Genomic DNA, 22,620 nt, shown 5'->3' on the forward strand with positions numbered 1-22,620 from the left:
AACCCCTTAGAAATAACCCTGACGTTTTTTGTCTTCCATGGAGCCTGCGCCATCGTGGTCGATGACCCGGCCCTGGCGCTCGGAAGTTCGCGTCAGGAGCATTTCCTGAATGATGTCCGTGAGGCTCTCGGCCTCGGACTCCACCGCGCCCGTCAACGGGTAGCAACCAAGGGTACGGAAACGCACTTTCTTTTTGACGATGCGCGCTTTGTCTTCGTCGGACAGGTGCTCGAGGATGCGCTCGTCGTCGATCATGATCAGCGTGCCGTTCTTCTCGATCACTTCACGCTCGGCGGCGAAGTACAGCGGCACAATCGGGATGCCTTCGAGGTAGATGTACTGCCAGATGTCCAGCTCGGTCCAGTTCGACAACGGGAACACACGAATGGATTCGCCCTTATTGACCTTGCCGTTGTAGACGTTCCACAACTCCGGGCGCTGATTTTTCGGATCCCAGCGGTGCTTGCTGTCGCGGAACGAGTACACGCGCTCTTTGGCGCGGGATTTCTCTTCATCGCGACGGGCGCCGCCGAACGCTGCGTCGAAACCATGCTTGTCGAGCGCCTGTTTCAGGCCCTCGGTTTTCATGATGTCGGTGTGCTTGGCGCTGCCGTGGGTGAACGGGTTGATGTTCTGCGCCACGCCGTCCGGGTTGATGTGCGTGATCAGGTCCAGGCCAAGCTCTTCGACCATCTTGTCGCGGAACTTGTACATTTCCTGGAATTTCCAGCGGGTATCGACGTGCATCACCGGAAACGGCAGTTTGCCCGGGAAGAACGCCTTGCGTGCCAGGTGCAGCATCACGGCGGAGTCTTTACCGATGGAGTACAGCATCACCGGGTTATCGAACTCGGCGGCCACCTCGCGGATGATGTGGATGCTTTCCGCCTCCAGCTGTTTCAGATGCGTCAGTTTGTCGACCATGGCTACTCACGAAAGCTTTCTTATGAACGGCCAGCGGGCCGTGTTCGAGCGGGGAATCCTAGCACAGCGACCTCTTCTAATCAGGACGCCAACTAGAACGAAAGGACATATGAATATGCCCACTCGTTTGGGCGAAGGCATTCAATGTGGGAGCGAGCCTGCTCGCGAAAGCGTCGTGTCAGGCAGCGCTGTATTGAAGCGTAAATCGTATTCGCGAGCAGGCTCGCTCCCACCAGGATTGGTGCTGGATTCAAATGGGATTCGGGCAGTCGATGAAGATGTGCTCGAGGGCGAATCGTTTTGCCAAATAGTCGCCCAGAGCCTGCACACCGTAACGCTCGGTGGCGTGGTGGCCGGCGGCGATAAAGCTGATGTCGTTTTCCCGGGCGCTGTGGAATGTCTGCTCGGAAGCTTCACCGCTGAGAAACAGATCGACACCCGCCGCCACGCCGTGATCGATGTAGCCCTGACCACCGCCAGTGCACCAGCCTACCCGGCGGATCATCCCGCTGCCTTCAACCAGCAGTGGTTCACGGCCCATCACTTCCTGGACCTTGCGGGCGAAATCGCGCGGGGTCATTGGCTCGTTCAGCGAACCGACAAGCCCGACTATTTTCAGATTATCCGGATCCAGCGGCCCTTCAACGGTGATGTCCAACTGACGCGCCAACTGCACGTTGTTGCCGACATCCGGGTGCAGATCCAGCGGCAAGTGATAGGCGAGCAGGCTGATGTCGTGCTTGAGCAACGTCTTCAAACGACGCTGCTTCATGCCCGTGACGCAGGGGTTTTCGCCCTTCCAGAAGTAACCGTGGTGCACCAGCACCAGATCGGCCTCGGCCTCGACGGCGGCATCGAGCAACGCCTGGCTCGCAGTGACGCCGCTGACGATGCGCATCACTTGCGGACGGCCTTCGACCTGCAAGCCGTTGGGGCAATAATCGGCAATTTTTGCACTGGCCAGGTATCGGTCGGCTTCTTCGACGAGGGTGCTGAGGGCAACGGCCATGAAAGACTCCTAAATATCCCGTTCAGAGGCACGCGTGGCCTCGTATAATGCGCGACATTATGGGCGGTCTGACTTCGCCTGCAACTTTTCCAGGACGTGCTTAATGTTCAAGGCGCTGCGTTTTTTTGGCTGGCCATTGTTGGCCGGTGTGCTTATCGCTCTGTTGATTATTCAGCGATACCCGCAGTGGGTCGGGCTGCCAAGCCTCGACGTCAACCTGCAACAGGCGCCGCAGACCACCCTTGTGCAGCAGGGGCCGGTGTCCTATGCCGATGCGGTGACGATCGCCGCGCCGTCGGTGGTCAACCTGTACACCACCAAAGTCATCAACAAGCCGGCGCATCCTTTATTCGAGGATCCACAGTTCCGCCGTTTCTTTGGTGACAACTCGCCGAAGCAGAAGCGCATGGAGTCGAGCCTCGGTTCCGGCGTGATCATGAGCCCGGAAGGCTACATCCTGACCAACAACCACGTTACCAGCGGCGCCGACCAGATCGTCGTAGCACTCAAGGATGGCCGGGAAACCCTGGCCCGAGTGATCGGCAGCGACCCGGAAACCGATCTCGCCGTTCTGAAAATCGACTTGAAAAACCTGCCTGCGATCACTGTCGGCCGTTCCGACAGCATCCGCATCGGCGACGTTGCGCTGGCCATCGGCAACCCGTTTGGCGTCGGCCAGACCGTGACCATGGGCATCATCAGCGCCACCGGGCGTAATCAGTTGGGCCTGAACAACTACGAAGATTTCATCCAGACCGACGCGGCCATCAACCCGGGCAACTCCGGCGGTGCACTGGTGGATGCCAACGGCAATCTCACCGGCATCAACACGGCGATTTTCTCCAAGTCCGGTGGCTCGCAGGGCATCGGTTTTGCCATCCCGGTGAAACTGGCGATGGAAGTGATGAAGTCGATCATCGAGCATGGCCAGGTGATTCGCGGCTGGCTCGGCATCGAAGTGCAGCCATTGACTCAGGAACTGGCCGAATCGTTTGGCTTGTCCGGGCGTCCGGGCATTGTGGTGGCGGGGATCTTCCGCGACGGCCCGGCACAGAAGGCCGGCCTGCAACTGGGCGACGTGATTCTCAGCATTGATGGCGAACCGGCCGGCGATGGTCGTCGCTCGATGAACCAGGTCGCGCGGATCAAACCGACCGACAAGGTCACGATTCAAGTGATGCGTAACGGCAAGGAGATCAAGCTCTCGGCGGAAATCGGCTTGCGTCCACCGCCGGCACCGGTGCAGGAAAAACGAGAGTAAAAATTTATTCGCGTCAACGGCGCGAATAAAAGACATTCTCAAAAGGCATGTTATATTGTTTCAATCTAACAATTGGAACAACATAACATGTCGTCTCGAACAAAGACCTCCCTGCTTGGCCTGACTCTTGGTCTACCCCTTGCCTTGCTGGGCGATGCGGCCTTTGCCGAAGAGCCGCAACCGCTCGAACTGGACGCGATCAGCGTCACCTCCGATTACGAATCCCCCACCGGTCCAGTCAAGGGCTACCGTGCCACGCGCTCCTCCAGTGCGACCAAAACCGACACGGCGATCCGCGATATTCCCCAGGCAATCAGCGTGGTGCCTGCCAGCGTGCTCAAGGATCTGGGCAGCACCAGCGTCGAGCGCGCGCTGGATTTCGCTGGCGGCGTATCGAAGCAAAACAACTTCGGCGGCCTGACGCTCTACGAATACAGCGTGCGCGGCTTCACCACCTCGGAGTTCTACAAGGACGGCTTCAGCGCCAATCGCGGGTACCCGAGCACACCGGACGCAGCCAATATCGAGCGTATCGAAGTGCTCAAAGGCCCGGCGGCCAGCCTATATGGCCGTGGCGACCCGGGTGGCACGGTGAACATCGTCACCAAAAAACCACAGCCCGAAGCCTTTACCACGTTGCAGACCAGCGCTGGCAGTTGGGACCGTTATCGCACGGCGCTGGACGTCAACACGCCGCTCGATGAACAGGGTGACGTGCTCTCGCGGATCAACCTTGCAGTCGAGGACAACCACAGCTTTCGCGATCACGTCGACAGCAAACGCGTATTCGTCGCGCCCTCGATCAGTTGGCAACTGAACCCGGATACGTCGCTGTTGGTGGAAAGCGAAATCGTCCGCCACAGCTCGACGTTCGACCGTGGCATCGTCGCGCCTGGCAATAAATGGAGCGGTGTTTCTCGTTCGACGTTCCTCGGTGAACCCAACGACGGCAACGTCGACAACCACAACAACCTGCTTCAGGCGACGCTCGAGCATCACCTTGACGACAACTGGAAACTGCGCCTGGCCAGCCATTACAAGGAAGGCAAACTGTGGGGCGACGCTTCCGAAAGTCGCCCGCTGAATGCCGACGGTCATACCGTCAACCGCCGTTACCGCGAGCGCGATACCAACTGGCACGACAGCATCACCCAACTGGAATTGCGTGGTTTGTTCGACCTCGGCCCATGGCAGCACGAACTGCTGATCGGCACCGAATACGAGAACTTCCGCAAGAACGAGCGCGTCACCACCATCGCCGGCGGCCCCTACGCCATCGACATCTACAAGCCGATCTACGGCCAGCCGAAACCCAACGGCACACGCTCGGGCACTGACACTTTCGAGCACCTCGAAAGCCACGCGCTGAACCTGCAGGATCAAATCGTCTTTACCGACAAATTGCGCGGGATGATCGGCGCACGTTTCGAACACTTCGAACAAAACATCGATGACCACAGCCGCAACGCCAGCAGCCGCCAGACCCACGACGCCCTCACCCAGCGCGCCGGCCTGCTCTATCAACTGACGCCCAACACCGGCCTGTTCGCCAACGCCTCGACCTCGTTCAAACCAAACAACGGCCTCGATGCGGCCGGCAAATCCTTCGATCCGGAGGAAGGTGTCGGCTACGAAATCGGCATCAAAAACGAACTGTTCGACGAACGCCTGAGCAGCACCCTTGCCTTCTTTCACATCGACAAGGAAAACGTCCTCGCGCTCGACCCTGCCACCGACACCAACCGCGCGATGGGCAAGGCACGCAGTCGCGGCTTCGATCTGCAGGTGACCGGCCAAGTCACCGATGCCCTGCGGGTGATTGGCGCCTTCGCCTACATCGACGCCGAAGTGACTCAGGGTGACGCCGTGATTCCCACCGGCAGCCGCATCCTCGGCGTGGCCAAACGCAGCGGCAGTCTGCTGGGTGTTTATGAATTTCAGGACGGGCATCTGCGCGGCTCGGACATTGGCGCAGCGTTCACTTACGTCGGTGATCGCTCGGGCGAATCCGGCAGCGATTTCGAATTGCCGGCGTATCACACCGTCGACCTGCTGGCCCATTACAAGGCCAGCGACAACGTCACCGTCGGCCTGAACCTGAACAACGTATTCGACGAAAAATACTACGAGCGCTCTTACAGTAATTACTGGGTCAACCCCGGCGAGCCGCGCAATTTCACCGTCAGCCTGTCACTCAATCTGTAAAAGGAAGTCACCATGCAATACGGCAAAACCCTGCTGGTCATCGCCGCGCTGTTCGCCGGACAAGCCTCGGCCCATGGCCTGTGGACCGAACAACGGCGCGGCAACATCGAAGTGATCTACGGCCACGGCGCCGAAGACAACGCCTTCAAGGCCCAGAAAATCAGTGGCGCGTGGGCCTACGACGCGAGCGGCAAAATGATCCCGGTCAGCGTCGAGCGCCTGCCCGATCACGCCCGCCTCAAGCCGTTGAAAACACCCGCGGTAATGGCCGTGGCTTTGAATAACGGGATGTGGTCGCAGACCGCTGACAAGAAGTGGATCAACGAAGGGCGCAGCAAAGTGCCGGGCGCCGTCGAGGCGACGCAGACGTTCAAATACAGCCTGGCGATCTATCAACCGGGGGCAAAGTTGCCCAAGCTGGATCAGATCAAGTTGCTGATTCTGCCGGAAGTTGATCCGCTGACGGTCGGGCCAGGCAAGTCATTGCCGGTGCGCGTGTTGCTTGATGGCAAACCGGCGGCGGGCGTCAAGTTGATCGGCGATTACCGCAGCGCACCCAATACCCTGAGCACCGAGACCGACAAGGACGGCCGTGCGCAGGTGCTGGTGCGAAATGAAGGGTTGAATGTGATTGCGGCGCAGGTTGAGGTGCCGGTGAAGGACAGTGTTGATGTGAACAGTCGCGGGTTGTTCAGTTCGCTGACGTTCCTGGGCGAGCCGCATCACGAATAAAAAACTAACCCTCATCGCAAACGCCGCCCGCCCAGCCCTCTCCCGGAGGGAGAGGGAGCCGACCGAGGTGTATGGCGTCATTCATCGACCTGAAAAACCGAATGGATTATGGATTCGGTAAAGCAGGATCAGGTCGACGTAACGTTAAAGCATCCCCCAATCAGTCCCCTCTCCCTCCGGGAGAGGGTCAGGGTGAGGGCTTTTGCCTTTACAGTTCACCAAGCCCATCGATCAACGCCTGATTCTGCTCCGGCGTGCCAATCGAGATCCGCAGGAACTGCGCAATCCGCTCTTGCTTGAAGTGCCGCACAATCACGCCCTGCTCGCGCAACTTCGCCGCCAGCCCTGCCGCATCATGTTGCGGGTGACGGGCAAAAATGAAGTTCGCCGCCGACGGCAACACCTCAAAACCCTTGCCCTGCAATTGCGCGACAACCCACTCGCGGCTTTCGATGACCAAACGGCAAGTCTTGTCGAAATACTCACGATCCTCGAATGCCGCCGCCGCGCCGACGTTCGCCAGGCGATCCAGCGGATAAGAGTTGAAGCTGTTCTTGATGCGCTCCAGCGCCTCGATCAAATCCGGATGCCCCACCGCCAAGCCAACCCGCAGGCCTGCCAGAGATCGGGATTTGGACAGGGTCTGGGTCACCAGCAGGTTCGGATAACGATCCACCAGGCTGATCGCCGTTTCACCACCGAAGTCGATGTACGCCTCATCCACCACAACTACCGAGTTCGGGCTGGCGATGAGAATCCGCTCAACCGCATCCAGCGCCAACAGGCAGCCCGTCGGGGCGTTCGGGTTAGGGAAAATGATCCCGCCGTTTGGCTTGGCGTAATCCGCCGGGTTGATCTGGAACTGCGCATCCAGCGGCACCGCGTCGAACTTGATGCCGTACAAACCGCAATACACCGGATAAAAGCTGTAGCTGATGTCCGGGAACAGAATCGGCTGATCGTGTTGCAGCAAGCCGTGGAAGATGTGCGCGAGCACTTCGTCCGAACCGTTGCCAAGGAACACCTGATTGGTCTGCACGCCGTAGTAAGTGGCGACGGCGTTTTTCAGCAAATCGCTGTTCGGGTCCGGGTACAGGCGCAGGTTGTCGTTGAGTTCGGTCTGCATTGCCGCCAAGGCTTTTGGCGACGGGCCGTACGGGTTTTCGTTGGTGTTGAGCTTGACCAGCCTGGTCAGCTTCGGCTGTTCGCCCGGCACATAAGGCACCAGATCCTTGACGAACGGGCTCCAGAATTTACTCATGTTCAGTTCCCCTTCGTTTCGTCTTTGATGCGGTATTCGGCACTACGTGCGTGAGCGCTCAACGACTCACCACGGGCCAGGACCGAAGCAGTTTTGCCCAGTTCGGACGCACCGGCCTCGGAGCAGAAAATGATCGAGGAACGTTTCTGGAAGTCGTACACACCCAGCGGCGAAGAGAATCGCGCAGTGCCGGAAGTCGGCAGCACGTGGTTCGGGCCTGCGCAGTAATCACCCAGCGCTTCGGAGGTGTGGCGACCCATGAAGATCGCACCGGCGTGGCGGATCTGCGGCAACCAGGCCTGAGGGTCGGCAACCGACAGCTCAAGGTGTTCTGGCGCAATGCGGTTGGCGACTTCGATGGCCTGGGCCATGTCACGCACGTGAATCAGCGCACCGCGGCCATTGATCGAGGTTTCGATGATGGCTGCGCGATCCATGGTCGGCAGCAGCTTGTCGATGCTCGCGGCGACCTTGTCGAGGAACTCGGCGTCGGGGCTGACCAGAATCGCTTGCGCGTCTTCGTCGTGCTCGGCCTGGGAGAACAGGTCCATGGCGATCCAGTCCGGGTCGGTCTGACCATCGCACACCACGAGGATTTCCGAGGGGCCGGCGATCATGTCGATGCCGACCTGGCCGAACACGTGGCGCTTGGCGGTGGCGACATAGATGTTGCCAGGGCCGACGACCTTGTCCACTTTCGGCACGCTTTCGGTGCCATAGGCCAGCGCGGCAACGGCTTGGGCGCCACCGATGGTGAACACGCGGTCAACGCCGGCAATGCACGCGGCAGCCAGCACCAACTCGTTGATTTCACCGCGCGGGGTCGGCACGACCATGACCACTTCGGTCACGCCGGCAACCTTGGCCGGAATTGCGTTCATCAGCACCGACGAAGGGTACGACGCCTTGCCGCCCGGCACGTAAAGACCGGCGCGATCCAGCGGCGTAACCTTCTGGCCCAGCACCGTGCCGTCGGCCTCTGTGTAGCTCCAGGAATCCTGTTTCTGTTTTTCGTGGTAGCTGCGCACGCGGGCCGCGGCTTTTTCCAGCGCTTCACGTTGCGCTACGGTGATGCGGGTCAGGGCCAGTTCCAGGCGTTCGCGCGGCAGAATCAGGTCAGCCATCGAGGCGACGTCGAGACCGTCGAACTTCTTGGTGAACTCGACCAACGCCGCGTCGCCACGCTCGCGCACAGCCTTGATGATGTCGAGTACGCGCTGATTGACCGAGTCGTCAGACACACTTTCCCAGCTCAGCAGATGATCCAGATGATGCGCGAAATCCGGGTCAGCAGCGTTGAGTCGGCGAATTGCAGTCGGTGCGGTCATAGCGAGAGCCTCATAGGATTGGCAAAAACTCAGGCGCCCGAAACTACCATTCGATCCGCTTGGGCACCTGAGAATTCTGGCTATGAGGCGGATAGACGGCGCGACCTGAGGTCGCGCAAGTAAATCAGCCGCGGTGTCGTGATTCCACTGCGTTGCGCAGGGTATCGATCAACGCCTGGATACGGGCGTGTTGCATTTTCATCGAAGCCTTGTTGACCACCAGGCGCGAGCTGATCGTTGCGATCAGTTCCTGAGGTTCCAGACCGTTGGCGCGCAAGGTGTTGCCGGTGTCGACCACGTCAATGATCTTGTCGGCCAGGCCAATCAGCGGAGCCAGTTCCATCGAACCGTACAGTTTGATGATGTCGACCTGGCGGCCCTGCTCGGCGTAATAACGCTTGGCAACGTTGACGAACTTGGTCGCCACACGCAGGCGGCCCTTTGGCTCGGCGGCGCCGATCTTGCCGGCGGTCATCAGTTTGCACTGAGCGATCTGCAGGTCCAGTGGCTCGTACAAGCCCTGGCCGGTGTATTCCATCAACACGTCTTTACCGGCTACGCCGAGGTCGGCCGCGCCATGCTCGACATAAGTCGGCACGTCGGTCGCGCGCACGATCAGCAGGCGTACATCTGGCTGCGTCGTGGGGATGATCAGCTTGCGGCTCTTGTCCGGATTCTCGGTCGGCACGATACCCGCTTCAGCGAGAAGCGGCAGGGTGTCGTCAAGGATGCGGCCCTTGGACAGTGCGATGGTCAACATGGGAAACGTCAGTCCTTATCAAGGTACTCATGTCCGGTCGCAATCGGCGCCGAACACACATCGAGGTGTCTTTACTATTGAAAAGAACACCCTCGATTCGAAACGAATTCAACGGACACGTCCCTGTGTCCACATGCAGCGATCAGCCCGGAACGCGACGAATCTTGGCGCCCAGCATCTGCAGTTTTTCTTCGATGCACTCGTAACCACGGTCTATGTGGTAGATGCGGTCGATCAGCGTATCGCCTTCGGCAACCAGTGCCGAGATCACCAGACTGGCCGAAGCACGCAGGTCGGTTGCCATCACTGGCGCGCCTTTGAGTTTTTCGATGCCGGTAACAATGGCCGTGTTGCCTTCAACCTGGATATGCGCGCCCATGCGGTGCAGTTCGTAAACGTGCATGAAACGGTTTTCGAAGATCGTCTCGATCACAGCACCGGTGCCTTCGGCAATGGCGTTGAGCGAGATGAACTGTGCCTGCATGTCGGTCGGGAACGCCGGGTACGGCGCAGTGCGCACGTTGACGGCTTTCGGACGCTTGCCGTGCATGTTCAGCTCGATCCAGTCTTCACCGCAGGTGATTTCTGCGCCGGCTTCACGGAGTTTTTCCAGAACGGCTTCGAGGATGGTCGGATCGGTGTCCTTGACCTTGACGCGGCCACCGGTCACGGCAGCAGCGACCAGATAGGTGCCGGTTTCGATACGGTCAGGCATGACTTTGTAGAAAGCCGAACCCAGACGCTCGACGCCATCAATGGTGATGGTGTCGGTGCCGGCACCGGAAACCTTGGCGCCCATGGCGTTGAGGAAGTTCGCCAGGTCAACCACTTCAGGCTCGCGGGCGGCGTTCTGCAACACGCTGCGGCCCCTGGCCAAAGCGGCGGCCATCATGATGTTTTCGGTGCCGGTCACACTGACGGTATCGAAGAAGAAGCTTGCACCGCGCAGACCGCCCTCAGGCGCCTTGGCCTTGATGTAGCCGCCTTCGACGTCGATCACTGCGCCCATGGCTTCGAGGCCACGAATGTGCAGGTCAACCGGACGCGAACCGATCGCGCAACCGCCAGGCAGTGCGACTTCAGCTTCACCGAAGCGCGCAACCATCGGGCCGAGCACCAGGATCGACGCACGCATGGTTTTCACCAGTTCGTACGGGGCGATCAGGGTTTTAATGGTGCGCGGGTCGATTTCGACGCTGAGCTTCTCGTCGATCACCGGCTCGATGCCCATGCGACCGAACAGTTCGATCATGGTGGTGATGTCGTGCAGGTGCGGCAGGTTAGCCACCGTCACCGGGCCATCGCACAACAAGGTGGCGGCCAGGATCGGCAGGGCAGAGTTCTTTGCCCCGGAAATGCGGATCTCGCCATCAAGACGAGCGCCACCGGTAATAATCAATTTATCCATAAGAATCTCGACGCCCTTAGGCTCAGGTGCGCTCGGCCCAGGCCGCGCTGCTGAAAAATTTCATAGTAACCGCATGGATGCTGCCATCGGTGATCCATGGGTTCAAATGGGCATAGATCTGCTGCTGACGCTTCACCGGGCTCAACGCCGCCAGTTCATCGCTAATCACGTTCAGCTGGAAATTGCAGCCTTCGCCCTCAACTTCTACCAACGTTCCGGGCAGCTTTCCTTCTAGGAAGCTCTTCACTTCTACGGCCTGCATGCTCAACCTCAATCGGCGCCCTGTGCGCACGGGTCGGACATCATACAAAAAAGCCCCGCGCCTGCGAACCCCGCATGGCAGGACTCTGACGGGGGGCTTCTTTAATGATGCGGGTTCAGGGTTGCGCCAAGAGTTCGGTCAGTTCACTGACCTGAGCAATTTCGCGCATGTCTTCGGGCATCGCGCGGATGCTGACAGCCTTGCCGGCCGCCTGTGCATCGCGCATGAAACACAGCAGCAACGACAAACCGACGCTGCTGGATTTCTTTACGGCCGAGCAGTCGATGATCAGCGAAGACGCCTTGCTGGACTTGATCAGCGCCTGACCTTCCTTGCGCAGATCAGGCCCGGTGCGGTAATCCAGCACTCCGCTGAGCAAGAGCTCGTCTACATCACTCATACGAACTGCGGCCTCATTCATTGCGCTGGCTTCTCAGCAGCTTTTTCGGTGGTTTCCTTGGCCTTGGCCACTTCACCGGCCCAACCGTTGATGGTCGCGTCCAGATTGTTGCCATTGCGCTGCATCGCGTCAGCGAACTGATCACGGAACAGCTTGCCGATGTTGATACCGTTGATGATCACGTTGCGCAGTTTCCACTCACCGTTGATCTTCTCCAGCGTGTACTGCACAGGATAGACAGCGCCACTGCTGCCCTTGACGGTCATGTTGACGCTGGTGCGATCGCCAGACTCATCCTTGGCAGGATCAACGGTGATGCCCTGGTTGTTGTACTCGAGCAAGGCGTTGCCGTAGAACTGGAACAAACCTTTCTTGAAGTTTTCCTGGAAGGTTTGCATCTGCGCCGGCGTGGCCTTGCGCGAATACTTCACCGTCATGATGCTTTTCGAAATGCCCTCGGCATCCACCACCGGCCCGACAATGTTGTTGAGCGCGGCGTAGAAATCGGTCGGATCCTGCTTGTATTTCTCTTTGTTGGCAGCCAGATCGGCCAGCAACCGGGTGGTTGTGTCCTGAACCAGTTCATGGGCCGACGTTGCAGCCACAGCGTTACCCATCAAAGGCAGAGCCGCCAGTAACACCAACAGGCTGCGTCGCAAGATAGAGATCATTCAAAAGCTCCTCATTTGGCGTCTTTGCTAACGGTATTGAGCAGGAATTTACCGATCAGGTCTTCCAGTACCAGAGACGACTGCGTGTCGTGAATGGTTCCACCATCCTTCAGAGCGGTGTCTTCCCCGCCTACGCTGATACCGATGTACTTCTCGCCCAGCAGACCAGCGGTCAGGATAGATGCTGTGGAGTCAGTCGGCAGATTGTCGACTTTCTTGTCCACTTGCAGTGTCACCCGACCGGTGAAGCTGTCGCGGTCCAGATCGATTGCCGTGACTTTGCCGATGGTGACACCGGCCATGGTCACTTTGGCTCTGACCGTCAAACCGGCGATATTGTCGAAGTAGGCATACAGTTTATAAGTGTCGGTGGTCGAAGTCGGAGACAGGCCACTGACCCGCAACGCAAGCAGCAACAAGGCCAGGATCCCTGCCAGCAGGAACAGGCCGACACCGATTTCCAGGGTGCGGTTTTGCATCAGAAATCTCCAAACATCAAAGCGGTCAGAATAAAGTCCAGACCCAGTACTGCCAGCGAGGCAAACACTACGGTCTTGGTGGTGGCACGACTGATACCCTCGGAAGTGGGCTCACAGTCATAGCCTTGGAATACGGCGATCCAGGTGACGACGAAGGCGAAAACAATACTTTTGATGACGCCGTTGAGCACGTCACTGGTGAAGGTCACGCTGTTTTGCATGTTCGACCAGTAAGACCCTTCATACACACCCAGCCAGTCGACAGCGACCCACGAACCGCCCCAGATGCCCACCACGCTGAAAATCATTGCCAGCACCGGCAGGGAAATGAAACCGGCCCACAGACGCGGGGCAATAATGTATTTGAGCGGGTCGACACCGATCATTTCCAGGCTGGAAAGCTGTTCGGTGGACTTCATGTTGCCGATTTCCGCGGTCAACGCCGAACCGGCGCGCCCGGCGAACAACAGTGCGGTCACCACCGGGCCGAGCTCACGCAGCAGTGTCAGCGCAACCATCTGCCCTACCGCCTGCTCCGAACCGTAGCTCGACAGGATGCTGAACCCCTGCAAGGCCAGAACCATGCCGATGAAAACCCCGGAGACCACAATGATCACCAGCGACATGACGCCGACCGAATGCAGTTGCTTGACCAGCAGGCCAAATCCGCCGCTGATGCCGCCACGACCAACCAACGCGTGAAACAGGAACAGCGTCGCCCGACCGAACACCGCAATGGCGTCGATCGCCGCTTCGCCGAACCGGCGCACGCGTTCTATTAATGAAATTCTGCGCATCAGCGCTTCCCCAGAAGATCTGCGCGGTAGTCCGTCGCTGGAAAATGGTACGGCACCGGGCCATCGGGATTACCGGACATGAACTGACGGATACGCGGCTCATCCGAGTTCATCAACTCGTCCGGCGTACCCTGCCCCAGCACCTGACCGTCACCCACTACATAGATGTAGTCGGCAATGCTCGCGGTTTCAGCCAGATCGTGGGACACCACAATACTGGTGATGCCCAAGGCATCATTGAGCAGACGGATCAGACGTACCAATACGCCCATGGCGATCGGGTCCTGACCGACGAACGGCTCGTCGTAAAACAGGATCTGCGGATCCAGCGCAATGGCACGGGCCAGAGCCACGCGACGCTTCATGCCACCGGACAGTTCATCGGGCATCAGCTCGATGGCACCGCGCAACCCCACTGCCTGCAATTTGAGCAAGACGATGTCGCGGATCATTTCTTCCGGCAACTCGGTATGAACGCGCAGGGGAAAAGCGACGTTCTCGAAAACATCGAGATCGGTGAACAGTGCGCCGCTCTGGAACAGCACACCCATGTGCTTGCGCGCATCGAACAGATCGCTGCGCGACAGCGTAGGCAGGTTCTGGCCGTTGACCCAGACTTCGCCGCTGGCAGGGCGCAACTGAGCCCCCATCAACCGCAGCAGCGTGGTCTTGCCACACCCGGAAGGTCCCATGATGCCGGTGACCTTGCCGCGCGGGATGCGAATATCGACGTTATTGAAAATGCTGCGCGCACCGCGCTTGAAGGAGACTCCCTTCAGCTCGACCGCGTAAGCGTTATCGGCACTCATCTAAACTCCTTGCGATGCAGCCTCTCACTCGGACGCCTGGCTTTGGTGAAAAAGCACGTACGTCCCGGGCAGGCCGAACTGGCGGCGAACTATATCACTGCAAAGGCCAAGCGCCCAAGGCTTGTGCCGGCCCGTATTCAGCGAGATGACAGGTGCGGAGGCGCTTTTGCCGGGTTTTGGTAACGCGGGATGACAAAGCATGACGAACTTGCGTGAGGCTTTGCTACATAACCGCTATAATCGCCGCCTTTTCATCGGGCTATACGATTTCTGACATGAGCCAATCCAGCGACCTGATTCAATCGGCACAACGCACCATTCGCCTCGAAGTGGAAGCCGTACAAGGCTTGTTACCCCATATCGACGCCGATTTCGTACGCGCCTGCGAGATGATTCTGGCCAGCAAGGGCCGTGTGGTCGTGGTCGGCATGGGCAAATCAGGGCATGTCGGCAACAAGATCGCCGCGACTCTGGCCAGTACCGGCACCCCGGCCTTTTTCGTTCACCCGGCCGAAGCCAGTCATGGCGACATGGGCATGATCACCCGCGACGACGTGATCCTGGCCCTGTCGAACTCCGGCTCGACCAACGAAATCGTCACCCTGCTGCCGTTGATCAAGCGTCTGGGCATCCAGTTGATCAGCGTCACCGGCAATCCGGCCTCGCCGCTGGCCAAAGCCGCCGAAGTGAACCTCAACGTTCACGTCGAGCACGAAGCCTGTCCGCTGAACCTGGCGCCAACCTCGTCGACCACCGCCGCCCTGGTCATGGGCGATGCCTTGGCCGTGGCATTGCTGGAAGCTCGTGGATTTACCGCTGAAGACTTCGCCTTCTCTCATCCAGGTGGCGCCCTTGGCCGCCGCCTGTTGTTGAAAGTGGAAAACGTCATGCACGCCGGGCAGGAGTTGCCGCAGGTTCAACGCGGCACGCTGCTCAAGGACGCGCTGATGGAAATGACTCGCAAGGGTCTGGGCATGACCGTCATTCTTGAAGCCGACGGCAAACTCGCCGGGATCTTCACCGACGGTGATTTGCGCCGCACCCTTGATCGCAGCATCGATATTCGCAGTGCGACCATCGACCAGGTGATGACAGCCCACGGCAAGACCGCCCGGCCCGAGATGCTCGCCGCCGAAGCGCTGAAAATCATGGAAGACCACCGAATCAATGCACTGGTAGTGGTCGACGAGGAGGATCGCCCGGTCGGCGCCTTCAACCTCTCCGATCTGCTGCGCGCAGGAGTCATGTAAATGAGCACCGATCTGCTGCAACGCGGCAAAGCCATCAAACTGGCAGTTTTCGACGTCGATGGCGTCCTGACTGACGGGCGCCTGTACTTTCTTGAAGACGGTAGTGAGTTCAAGACCTTCAACACCCTCGACGGCCAAGGCATCAAAATGCTCATGAACGCCGGCGTGCAGACCGCCATCATCAGCGGTCGCAAGACACCCGTGGTCGAACGCCGGGCGAAAAACCTCGGCATCCCACACCTGTTTCAGGGACGCGAAGACAAATTGGTGGTTCTGGACGGTCTACTTGGGCAACTGGGCCTAAGCTATGAACAAGTCGCCTATCTGGGCGACGATTTGCCTGACCTGCCGGTGATCCGCCGCGTCGGACTGGGCATGGCCGTCGCCAACGCCGCTGATTTCGTCCGCGAACACGCCCATGGCGTTACCCGTGCCCGAGGCGGTGAAGGTGCTGCCCGCGAATTCTGCGAATTGATCCTGCGCGCCCAGGGCCGCCTCGATGCGGCCAACGCCGCGTACCTGTGAGCCAAACCATGTTTAGCAAAAAATTTCGTAACTTCCTGTTGTTCGGCTGCATCGCTGCACTATTTGCAGCCGTCGGCTACTGGAACATCAGCCCGGAACGCTTCCTCGACAAGCCTCCGACCACGTCCGTGGAAAACCCTATCGACTGGTATGCGACCAACACGCGTACCGTGCAATACCTGCCGGATGGCAAAGTGCAGTATGAAATGACGTCCGACAAGGCCGAACACGTCAAGGCGACCGATGTCACGCTGGTTACCAAGCCCGACCTGAACATGTACCGCGGAACGGATTTCCCGTGGCATGTGACCAGCGAACGTGGCGAAGTGAATTCGGGCGGCACTGAAGTCGAATTGATCGATTCGGTACGCATCAAGCGCACCGATGAAAAGAACCGCGACACGCTGATCACTTCCACTCGCATGACAGTGTTCCCGCAGCGGGAATATGCGCAGACCGAGCAACCCGTTAGAATCGAGGGCGCTGGCGGTGTATCGACTGGCGTAGGAATGAAAGCGTACCTGAAGGAAAGCAGGATACACCTGCAATCGAACGTAAGAGGACAGTATGAGGCTCGTTAAAACCCTCCCTATTTTGCTCAGTCTGGGCGCAGCACTGGGAAGCGTGAGCGCCTGGGCTCTGCCGAACGATCAAGAGCAGCCAATCCGCATTCAGGCCGACGATGCCCAGCTGGACGACAAGAACGGCGTAGCCACCTATAAAGGTGACGTGATCATCACTCAGGGCTCGATGATCGTAAAAGGCAACACCGTGACCATCACCCGCACCTCGACCGGTGATATCGACGTTGTCACGTCTGTCGGCAACCTCGCCTACTTCGAACAACTGCAGACCGCCGGCGATTCCAAGCCTGTTCAGGGCTGGGGCGTGACGATTCAGTATCACGCCGCGCAAAATCGCGTCGTACTGATCGACAAGGCCAAGGTTGTCGATAAAGACAGCAACACCACCCAGGGCGAGAAAATCGTCTATGACACCGTGAAGAAACTGGCCAGCGCCGGTCGCGCTACCGGCAGCAAAGTCACCGAAGCGCGTCCGCGCATCGACATGGTGATCCAGCCGAAGAAGAAATCCGAAGAGAAAAACCAGTAATGGCAACTCTGAAAGCTCAGCACCTGGCCAAGGCCTATAAAAGCCGTCAGGTCGTGCGTGACGTCAGCCTGTCGATCGACAGCGGTCAGATCGTCGGCCTGCTCGGCCCCAATGGTGCCGGCAAGACCACATGCTTCTACATGATCGTCGGGCTGGTTCAGGCTGATCAGGGCCGTGTGCTGATCGACGATCTGGACGTCAGCCACCAGCCAATGCACGGTCGTGCAAAGGCCGGTATCGGCTATCTGCCGCAGGAAGCGTCGATCTTCCGCAAACTGTCGGTAGCCGACAACATCATGGCCATCCTCGAGACCCGTCAGGAACTCGACAAGGCCGGTCGTCGCAGGGAGCTGGAAAGCCTGCTGCAGGAGTTCCACATCAGCCACATCCGCGACAACCTCGGCATGAGCCTGTCCGGTGGTGAACGCCGCCGGGTGGAAATCGCTCGCGCGTTGGCGACTGCGCCGAAATTCATCCTGCTCGACGAACCGTTCGCCGGTGTCGATCCGATTTCGGTCGGCGACATCAAGCAAATCATCCACCATCTCAAAGCCAAGGGCATCGGTGTTCTGATTACCGACCACAACGTGCGCGAGACGCTGGATATCTGCGAAACCGCTTACATCGTCAACGACGGTCAACTGATCGCCGAAGGTGACTCCGCTACCATCCTGGCCAATGATCTGGTGAAGGAAGTGTATCTGGGCCACGAGTTCCGCCTGTAAGCGCAAAGGTGCCCGGTGAGCCGCCCGGGCGCTGTATCGATTCAAGCAGAATTTAATACGCTTTAATTGTTACAGCGCTCTAGGCAAACACTTCAGTTTCAGGCATATAATTTGCTTAAGTTTGGCGCTTCGGCGCCCTGTAGTGGATGGCGCATCGCGCCGGCGAATAAGGTGTTAAGCCCCTGCCATGAAACCATCGCTAGTCTTGAGAATGGGCCAGCAGCTGACGATGACACCTCAGCTGCAACAGGCTATCCGTCTGCTCCAATTGTCGACCCTGGACCTGCAACAGGAAATTCAGGAGGCTCTGGAATCCAATCCGATGCTCGAACGCCAGGAAGAAGGCGAAGACTTCGACAACACCGATCCCTTGGCTGACAACGCCGAACAGAAGCCCAACACCGATATCCAGGAACCCTCCTATCAGGAAACCGCCCCAACGGTGGACAACCTCGAGGAAGGCGACTGGAGCGAGCGCATCCCCAATGAACTCCCGGTCGACACTGCCTGGGAAGACGTCTACCAGACCAGCGCCAGCAGCCTGCCGAGCAGCGATGATGACGAGTGGGACTTCACCACGCGCACTTCAGTGGGCGAAAGCCTGCAAAGCCATCTGCTGTGGCAACTGAATCTGGCACCGATGTCCGATACCGATCGACTGATCGCCGTCACCCTGATCGATTGCATCAACAATCAGGGCTATCTGGACGAAACCCTCGAAGAAATTCTCGAAGCGTTTGATCCGGAACTGGACATCGAACTGGACGAGATCGAAGCGGTTCTGCACCGCATCCAGCAATTCGAGCCTGCCGGCATCGGCGCCCGCAATCTCAGCGAATGCCTGCTGCTGCAATTGCGTCAGCTATCGGCCAAGACGCCTTGGCTGGCTGAAGCGAAACGTCTGGTCAGCGATTACATCGACTTGCTCGGCAGCCGCGATTACAGCCAGTTGATGCGTCGCATGAAGCTCAAGGAAGATGAGTTGCGCCAGGTCATCGAGCTGGTACAAAGCCTCAATCCACGGCCGGGCTCACAGATCGAATCGACGGAAGCCGAATACGTCGTTCCGGACGTCATTGTGCGCAAGGACAATGAACGCTGGCTGGTCGAGCTGAATCAGGAGTCGGTACCTCGTCTGCGAGTCAACGCCCAGTACGCAGGCTTTGTGCGTCGCGCCGATACCAGCGCCGACAATACGTTCATGCGCAATCAGTTGCAGGAAGCCCGCTGGTTCATCAAGAGCCTGCAAAGCCGCAACGAAACCCTGATGAAAGTGGCCACCCAGATCGTCGAGCATCAGCGCGGCTTTCTTGAATATGGCGACGAAGCCATGAAGCCGCTGGTGCTGCATGACATCGCCGAGGCGGTCGGCATGCACGAGTCGACCATCTCCCGGGTAACCACGCAAAAATTCATGCATACCCCGCGCGGTATTTATGAACTGAAATACTTTTTCTCCAGCCACGTCAGCACCTCCGAGGGCGGCGAATGCTCGTCCACGGCGATCCGCGCGATCATCAAAAAACTGGTTGCCGCGGAAAATCAGAAAAAGCCGTTGAGTGACAGCAAGATCGCTGGTTTACTGGAGGCACAAGGCATTCAGGTGGCTCGCCGCACCGTCGCCAAGTACCGCGAATCCCTCGGGATCGCGCCTTCGAGCGAACGCAAGCGGTTGATGTAAGCCACGTTACAGCGTTCCAGTGGCAGGCTTTTCGGCCTGCCGCTTTATGCACTGGCAACGAAGGAGAAGCTGTATGCAAGTCAACATCAGTGGACACCAACTGGAAGTGACCGAACCTCTGCGCGACTACATCAATGAGAAACTTCAACGATTAGAGCGACATTTCGACAAGATCACCAACGTGCAGGTCACGATGTGCGTCGAAAAGCTGAAGCAGAAAATCGAAGCCACCTTGCATATCCCCGGCAGTGAAGTGGTCGCCAACGCAGAACATACCGATATGTATGCCGCGATCGACGCCTTGACCGACAAGCTGGACAAACAACTCAAAAAGCATAAGGAAAAGACCCAGAGCCTGCTCCAGGGCGCGACCGGTCGATAACCCCCTACCCCATGATCCGACTTGAAAGTATCCTGACCCCCGGCCGTTCCCTCGTGAACGTGCCGGGCGGCAGTAAAAAGAAAGCCCTCGAACAGATTGCCAACCTGATCGCCCGCGAAGTGCCGGATCTGGAGATGCAAGATGTCTTCGAGGCTCTGATTGCCCGTGAAAAACTCGGCTCTACCGGTTTTGGCAACGGCATCGCCATTCCTCACTGTCGCCTCAAGGGTTGCCAGTCGCCGATCAGCGCTCTGATGCACCTTGAAGCCCCTATTGATTTCGACGCCATCGACGGTGCGCCGGTTGACCTGCTGTTCGTACTGCTGGTCCCCGAAGCCGCCACCGATGCGCATCTGGAGTTGTTACGCCAGATTGCCAGCATGCTGGATCGCAAAGATGTGCGCGATAAACTGCGCAGCGCTTCAAGCAATGAAGCCTTGTACCAGGTTGTTGTGGACGAGCAGAGCAGGCAGTAATCATGCGCTTGATCATCGTCAGTGGCCGTTCCGGCTCAGGTAAAAGTACCGCGCTGAATGTCCTTGAGGACAACGGTTACTATTGCATCGACAATCTGCCGGCAGGCTTGCTGCCGGAACTGGCTGAGCGCGCGCTGATTCACACTGAACTGGCGCAACCGCTGGTGGCGGTGTCGATCGATGCGCGCAACCTGCCAAGTCATCTCTCGCGTTTTCCCGAACTGCTTGAAGAAGTGCGCAGCCGCCATATCCAGTGCGATGTGCTGTATCTGGATGCCGACGAAGAAACCCTGCTCAAGCGTTTTTCGGAAACCCGTCGGCGCCACCCGCTGAGCAACGCCAATCGCTCGCTGGCCGAGGCGATCCAGGATGAAACTGCCCTGTTGGGGCCCATCGCCGATCTGGCCGATCTGAAGATCAATACCACCAATCTGAACCTGTACCAGTTGCGCGACACCATCAAGCTGCGTCTGCTGAGTCAGCCGGAGCCGGGCACGGCATTTCTGGTTGAGTCATTTGGCTTCAAACGCGGCATGCCGGTGGATGCGGATCTGGTGTTTGACGTGCGCTGCCTGCCCAATCCGTACTGGAAGCCTGAGCTACGTGCGCAATCGGGGCTCGATGAGCCGGTGGCCGAATACCTGGCAGCGCAGCCCGAGGTTGAAGAAATGTTCCAGGACATTTTCAGCTACCTGCACAAATGGCTACCGCGCTTCGCCGCGAGCAATCGCGCCTACGTTACTGTTGCCATTGGCTGCACCGGCGGGCACCACCGCTCCGTCTACCTGACCGAACGCCTGGGTCAGGCCCTGCAGAAAACTCTGAAGAACGTCCAGGTCCGCCACCGCGACCTCACCTAAAGGATTCACACCGCGATGCCTGCTCTGGAAATCGAAATCATCAACAAACTGGGTTTGCATGCCCGAGCGTCGGCGAAGTTTGTCGGGGTTGCCGGTCAGTATCCCGACTGTACGATCAGAGTGGGCCGCACACCAGAGACAACGGTTGATGGTAAAAGCATCATGGCAATGATGATGCTGGCGGCTGGCAAAGGCACCAAAATCTATCTGAGTACCGAAGGCCATCAGGAACAGGAAGCGCTGGATGCGCTGGTGGCGTTGATCAACAACTACTTCGACGAAGGCGGCTGACAGCCAAAATCAAAAGATCGCAGCCTGCGGCAGCTCCTACATTGGAATGCGCTTCCTGTAGGAGCTGCCGCAGGCTGCGATCTTTTGATCTTCAACCCAGCGCCGTATCCATCACCATCATCAAACAGAACCCGATCAGCAAACCAAGGCTGGCCAGCTTGTCATGACCATTGCGTCGCGACTCCGGAATCACTTCGTGGGTCACCACCAGCAACATCGCCCCGGCCGCCAGCGCCAGGCCTAACGGCAACAGCACCTGCGCCAGACTGACCAGCCACGCACACAACAGCGCAAACACCGGTTCGACCAGCCCTGACGCCGCGCCGATCAAGAACGCCTTGACCCGTGACATCCCCGCCCCAGCCAATACCAACGCAATCACCAGTCCTTCCGGTACGTCCTGCAAGGCGATGCCCATGGCCAGACTGTCCGCGTCCGGCATGCCGCCGCCGGCCGATACCCCGACGGCCATTCCCTCTGGGATGTTATGGGCAATGATGGCGAACACAAACAGCCAGATCCGCGGTGGAATCACCGGATGCTCGACGCTGCCCACGAGCATTTCCGGTGACGCACCGGACACCTTGCGATCCACCAGATACAGGCCGAACGCACCGAGCATGATGCCGAAGCAGATCAGGCCACTCGCCGCCCACGGTGTCAGACCCAGGCTCTCTGCGGCAGCAATGCCCGGGACAATAAGCGAAAACGCCGTCGCCGCCAGCATCACCCCGGCACCGAAACCCAGTAACGTATCGCTGAGCGCCTGAGGCATGCGCCGAATCACCAACACCGGCACCGCTCCGAGCGCGGTGCCGAGCGCGCAGAGTGCGCCACCCTGCAACGCCCGCGACAGCCTCGGTTCCAGATTCAGCCATTCCAGTCCGTGGACTGCCAGTAAGGTTAAGCCCGCCAGCAGCAACAGCGATCCCACTGCGTAACGAAACATACGCCCGCTTCCGACCGCCAGTGTCTCAGTGCCCATAGTCAGCCTTGAATTGTTTTTTTAGG

The 22,620-nt window shown here is 58.8% G+C and carries 26 protein-coding genes; 13 read left to right on the forward strand and 13 right to left on the reverse strand.

All coding sequences use genetic code 11. The features are described from left to right. Positions 1–6 precede the first annotated feature (6 nt). The gene (gene cysD, locus H8B20_RS23210) at positions 7–924 is read right to left on the reverse strand and encodes a sulfate adenylyltransferase subunit CysD (RefSeq protein WP_007912374.1); all 918 of its coding nucleotides are present in this window, start codon (positions 922–924) and stop codon (positions 7–9) included. Between the two features lie 250 nt (positions 925–1,174). Then, positions 1,175–1,933, reverse strand: coding sequence for a Nif3-like dinuclear metal center hexameric protein (locus H8B20_RS23215; protein WP_042557683.1), 759 nt, complete (start codon positions 1,931–1,933; stop codon positions 1,175–1,177). A gap of 103 nt (positions 1,934–2,036) precedes the next feature. On the opposite strand from H8B20_RS23215, the gene algW reads away from it, so the two are divergent. The 3 genes from algW to H8B20_RS23230 all read left to right on the forward strand — a co-directional run bounded on the left by algW (position 2,037) and on the right by H8B20_RS23230 (position 6,131). Continuing rightward, positions 2,037–3,194 (forward strand): Do family serine endopeptidase AlgW, encoded by a 1,158-nt coding sequence (gene algW / locus H8B20_RS23220; protein ID WP_042557682.1) that lies wholly within the window; start codon positions 2,037–2,039, stop codon positions 3,192–3,194. An 87-nt stretch (positions 3,195–3,281) separates the two neighbouring features. Further along, a complete protein-coding gene (locus H8B20_RS23225; RefSeq protein WP_210624748.1) occupies positions 3,282–5,399 on the forward strand; it encodes a TonB-dependent siderophore receptor in 2,118 nt (705 codons plus the stop codon). A gap of 12 nt (positions 5,400–5,411) precedes the next feature. Continuing rightward, positions 5,412–6,131 (forward strand): DUF4198 domain-containing protein, encoded by a 720-nt coding sequence (locus H8B20_RS23230; protein WP_047299781.1) that lies wholly within the window; start codon positions 5,412–5,414, stop codon positions 6,129–6,131. A 208-nt stretch (positions 6,132–6,339) separates the two neighbouring features. On the opposite strand, the gene hisC is transcribed toward H8B20_RS23230, so the two are convergent. From hisC to H8B20_RS23280, 10 genes are all read right to left on the reverse strand, one after another. Beyond that, positions 6,340–7,392 carry a histidinol-phosphate transaminase gene (hisC, locus tag H8B20_RS23235; RefSeq protein ID WP_042557679.1) on the reverse strand — a complete coding sequence of 351 codons (1,053 nt, stop codon included), beginning with the start codon at positions 7,390–7,392 and terminating at the stop codon, positions 6,340–6,342. Positions 7,393–7,394: 2 nt separating this feature from the next. Next, positions 7,395–8,720, reverse strand: a complete 1,326-nt coding sequence (gene hisD / locus H8B20_RS23240) for a histidinol dehydrogenase (RefSeq protein WP_042557678.1) — start codon at positions 8,718–8,720, stop codon at positions 7,395–7,397. Positions 8,721–8,844: 124 nt separating this feature from the next. Continuing rightward, on the reverse strand, positions 8,845–9,480 hold the full coding sequence (hisG, locus tag H8B20_RS23245; protein ID WP_008085048.1) for an ATP phosphoribosyltransferase: 636 nt from the start codon (positions 9,478–9,480) through the stop codon (positions 8,845–8,847). A 142-nt stretch (positions 9,481–9,622) separates the two neighbouring features. After that, positions 9,623–10,888: a UDP-N-acetylglucosamine 1-carboxyvinyltransferase gene (gene murA, locus H8B20_RS23250; protein ID WP_042557677.1), complete on the reverse strand. Its 1,266-nt coding sequence runs from the start codon at positions 10,886–10,888 to the stop codon at positions 9,623–9,625. Between the two features lie 22 nt (positions 10,889–10,910). Further along, positions 10,911–11,150, reverse strand: a complete 240-nt coding sequence (locus tag H8B20_RS23255) for a BolA family protein (protein WP_007912386.1) — start codon at positions 11,148–11,150, stop codon at positions 10,911–10,913. A 115-nt stretch (positions 11,151–11,265) separates the two neighbouring features. Then, positions 11,266–11,571: an STAS domain-containing protein gene (locus H8B20_RS23260; RefSeq protein ID WP_210624749.1), complete on the reverse strand. Its 306-nt coding sequence runs from the start codon at positions 11,569–11,571 to the stop codon at positions 11,266–11,268. Beyond that, positions 11,568–12,221 carry an MlaC/ttg2D family ABC transporter substrate-binding protein gene (locus H8B20_RS23265; protein ID WP_042557675.1) on the reverse strand — a complete coding sequence of 218 codons (654 nt, stop codon included), beginning with the start codon at positions 12,219–12,221 and terminating at the stop codon, positions 11,568–11,570. The genes H8B20_RS23260 and H8B20_RS23265 overlap by 4 nt, the downstream gene beginning before the upstream one ends. An 11-nt stretch (positions 12,222–12,232) precedes the next feature. Continuing rightward, on the reverse strand, positions 12,233–12,700 hold the full coding sequence (gene mlaD, locus H8B20_RS23270; protein ID WP_042557674.1) for an outer membrane lipid asymmetry maintenance protein MlaD: 468 nt from the start codon (positions 12,698–12,700) through the stop codon (positions 12,233–12,235). Then, positions 12,700–13,497, reverse strand: a complete 798-nt coding sequence (mlaE, locus tag H8B20_RS23275) for a lipid asymmetry maintenance ABC transporter permease subunit MlaE (RefSeq protein ID WP_042557673.1) — start codon at positions 13,495–13,497, stop codon at positions 12,700–12,702. The genes mlaD and mlaE overlap by 1 nt, the downstream gene beginning before the upstream one ends. Further along, complete coding sequence (locus H8B20_RS23280) at positions 13,497–14,306, reverse strand: ATP-binding cassette domain-containing protein (protein ID WP_042557672.1); 810 nt, start codon at positions 14,304–14,306, stop codon at positions 13,497–13,499. Before H8B20_RS23280 ends, mlaE begins: the two co-directional genes overlap by 1 nt. 275 nt (positions 14,307–14,581) lie before the next feature. Between H8B20_RS23280 and H8B20_RS23285 the strand changes: the two genes are divergently transcribed. The 10 genes from H8B20_RS23285 (at position 14,582) to H8B20_RS23330 (ending at position 21,609) form a co-directional block, all read left to right on the forward strand. After that, positions 14,582–15,556 carry a KpsF/GutQ family sugar-phosphate isomerase gene (locus H8B20_RS23285; RefSeq protein ID WP_047299779.1) on the forward strand — a complete coding sequence of 325 codons (975 nt, stop codon included), beginning with the start codon at positions 14,582–14,584 and terminating at the stop codon, positions 15,554–15,556. Continuing rightward, on the forward strand, positions 15,557–16,081 hold the full coding sequence (locus H8B20_RS23290) for a KdsC family phosphatase (protein WP_210624750.1): 525 nt from the start codon (positions 15,557–15,559) through the stop codon (positions 16,079–16,081). Between the two features lie 8 nt (positions 16,082–16,089). Further along, positions 16,090–16,662 carry an LPS export ABC transporter periplasmic protein LptC gene (gene lptC / locus H8B20_RS23295; protein WP_042557669.1) on the forward strand — a complete coding sequence of 191 codons (573 nt, stop codon included), beginning with the start codon at positions 16,090–16,092 and terminating at the stop codon, positions 16,660–16,662. Beyond that, the gene (gene lptA / locus H8B20_RS23300; RefSeq protein ID WP_042557668.1) at positions 16,649–17,194 is read left to right on the forward strand and encodes a lipopolysaccharide transport periplasmic protein LptA; all 546 of its coding nucleotides are present in this window, start codon (positions 16,649–16,651) and stop codon (positions 17,192–17,194) included. Before lptC ends, lptA begins: the two co-directional genes overlap by 14 nt. Further along, positions 17,194–17,919, forward strand: a complete 726-nt coding sequence (lptB, locus tag H8B20_RS23305) for an LPS export ABC transporter ATP-binding protein (protein ID WP_210624751.1) — start codon at positions 17,194–17,196, stop codon at positions 17,917–17,919. The genes lptA and lptB overlap by 1 nt, the downstream gene beginning before the upstream one ends. Positions 17,920–18,106: 187 nt before the next feature. Further along, positions 18,107–19,600 carry an RNA polymerase factor sigma-54 gene (locus H8B20_RS23310; protein ID WP_042557666.1) on the forward strand — a complete coding sequence of 498 codons (1,494 nt, stop codon included), beginning with the start codon at positions 18,107–18,109 and terminating at the stop codon, positions 19,598–19,600. A gap of 73 nt (positions 19,601–19,673) precedes the next feature. Continuing rightward, positions 19,674–19,982 carry a ribosome hibernation-promoting factor, HPF/YfiA family gene (hpf, locus tag H8B20_RS23315; protein WP_047299778.1) on the forward strand — a complete coding sequence of 103 codons (309 nt, stop codon included), beginning with the start codon at positions 19,674–19,676 and terminating at the stop codon, positions 19,980–19,982. Between the two features lie 11 nt (positions 19,983–19,993). Next, positions 19,994–20,458, forward strand: coding sequence for a PTS IIA-like nitrogen regulatory protein PtsN (gene ptsN, locus H8B20_RS23320; protein WP_210624752.1), 465 nt, complete (start codon positions 19,994–19,996; stop codon positions 20,456–20,458). A 2-nt stretch (positions 20,459–20,460) separates the two neighbouring features. After that, on the forward strand, positions 20,461–21,318 hold the full coding sequence (rapZ, locus tag H8B20_RS23325) for an RNase adapter RapZ (protein ID WP_042557663.1): 858 nt from the start codon (positions 20,461–20,463) through the stop codon (positions 21,316–21,318). Between the two features lie 15 nt (positions 21,319–21,333). Beyond that, positions 21,334–21,609 (forward strand): HPr family phosphocarrier protein, encoded by a 276-nt coding sequence (locus tag H8B20_RS23330; RefSeq protein ID WP_008085079.1) that lies wholly within the window; start codon positions 21,334–21,336, stop codon positions 21,607–21,609. Positions 21,610–21,700: 91 nt separating this feature from the next. Here H8B20_RS23330 and H8B20_RS23335 read toward each other — a convergent pair whose 3' ends face one another. Beyond that, positions 21,701–22,594, reverse strand: a complete 894-nt coding sequence (locus H8B20_RS23335) for a ZIP family metal transporter (RefSeq protein ID WP_210624753.1) — start codon at positions 22,592–22,594, stop codon at positions 21,701–21,703. Between the last annotated feature and the right edge of the window lie 26 nt (positions 22,595–22,620).

The organism is Pseudomonas sp. P42 (assembly GCF_017973755.1).
GTDB classification, from domain to species: Bacteria; Pseudomonadota; Gammaproteobacteria; order Pseudomonadales; family Pseudomonadaceae; genus Aquipseudomonas; species Aquipseudomonas iridis.